This is a genomic window from Lysinibacillus sp. NPDC096418, from assembly GCF_044762775.1.
Taxonomy (GTDB): Bacteria; Bacillota; Bacilli; order Bacillales_A; family Planococcaceae; genus Lysinibacillus.
Genome location: NZ_JBIWEY010000084.1, coordinates 1 through 1,008 on the forward strand (window position 1 = coordinate 1; position 1,008 = coordinate 1,008).

Annotated in this window: 2 protein-coding genes; both read right to left on the minus strand. The window is 33.9% G+C overall.

The annotated features are described in order from the left end of the window. Positions 1 to 182: 182 nt before the first annotated feature. Positions 183 to 311, minus strand: coding sequence for a hypothetical protein (locus ACIQZG_RS24535; protein ID WP_402758764.1), 129 nt, complete (start codon positions 309 to 311; stop codon positions 183 to 185). 50 nt (positions 312 to 361) lie between these two features. Then, positions 362 to 697 carry a hypothetical protein gene (locus tag ACIQZG_RS24540; RefSeq protein WP_402758766.1) on the minus strand — a complete coding sequence of 112 codons (336 nt, stop codon included), beginning with the start codon at positions 695 to 697 and terminating at the stop codon, positions 362 to 364. Positions 698 to 1,008 lie beyond the last annotated feature (311 nt).

Here is a 1,008-nt window from a genome sequence, read left to right on the forward strand (position 1 = left end):
ATGATGGGTCAATGGTCGTTGACACTCATGCATCATACTAGAGGGCTCCTTTTCTTTCAAGACCTCGAACATCCTTCAAACAGGAATGCTGCTCCGTTAGTTCACTAAAGAAAAAAAGAGCTGCATATGCAACTCAATGTTCTTCAAGTAAAGCACCCCGTTAGCTTAATAAGGAGTGAAACTTACAGATTAGGTTCAATGTATTCTCCTGTTGAAGCATTAAAGCCCGCAGCTTTCATTTTTTTCTGATCACTGTTCCAACCTATCACTAAAAGCAGGTTAATATTTCTCTCTGTATCTTTTCTAAGCATAAAATTATAACCTTTAGCCCAATCTTTACCAGGATAAATACCACCAACTTTTATACTGTGAGATCATTGACCATATCAATTTTTCCATCGTGAATGGTAACTAAGAAATACTTATTAGTTTCTGGTACTCCAAATGAAATGTTCCAATGTTTTCTTTTACCGTTACTTCCAATTGACTTCCCTGGTTTATCCAAATCTATATTTATTGCCTGTAATAATTTAGCATCTTCATTCCATTTCAAAGCAGGAGGATATGCTATTTCAATCGCTTGCTTTATTGATAATTTTTGCCGTTCATTGACTTCAAAAGTATCTTCAGCAGATAATTTCTCAACAGCACCAAAGGAAAATAACAAAAGTAAGACAACAAGGACTATTTTTTTCATTTTCTCAACCCTTTTTTAGGGATATTGTTTCCAAACCTAACTCAATTATTCTGGCCCGTTAGCCATCCATGTTGCGTAAAATCTACGCTAATGTGACTTTTACGATTTTTTAATAGTGTTTATTCCATATTTCATTTCTATTATCATACATAATAGAGACATAAGCATGTTCGATTTTCAATTCCTGCTGTAAATAATCAATAAAAGATAGAAACATTTTAATGTGGTACCTAAGTCAAGGACAAACTAAAAAAAGAGATTAAGCAGCTAAGAGATGGTTTCTGTATTGTACAGGAGCCATCCTTTTTAGA

Coding starts and splice junctions, on each gene's coding strand:
- ACIQZG_RS24535 (WP_402758764.1), bottom strand. CDS start 311: ATGCTTAGAAAAGATACAGAGAGAAATATTAACCTGCTTTTAGTGATA.
- ACIQZG_RS24540 (WP_402758766.1), bottom strand. CDS start 697: ATGAAAAAAATAGTCCTTGTTGTCTTACTTTTGTTATTTTCCTTTGGT.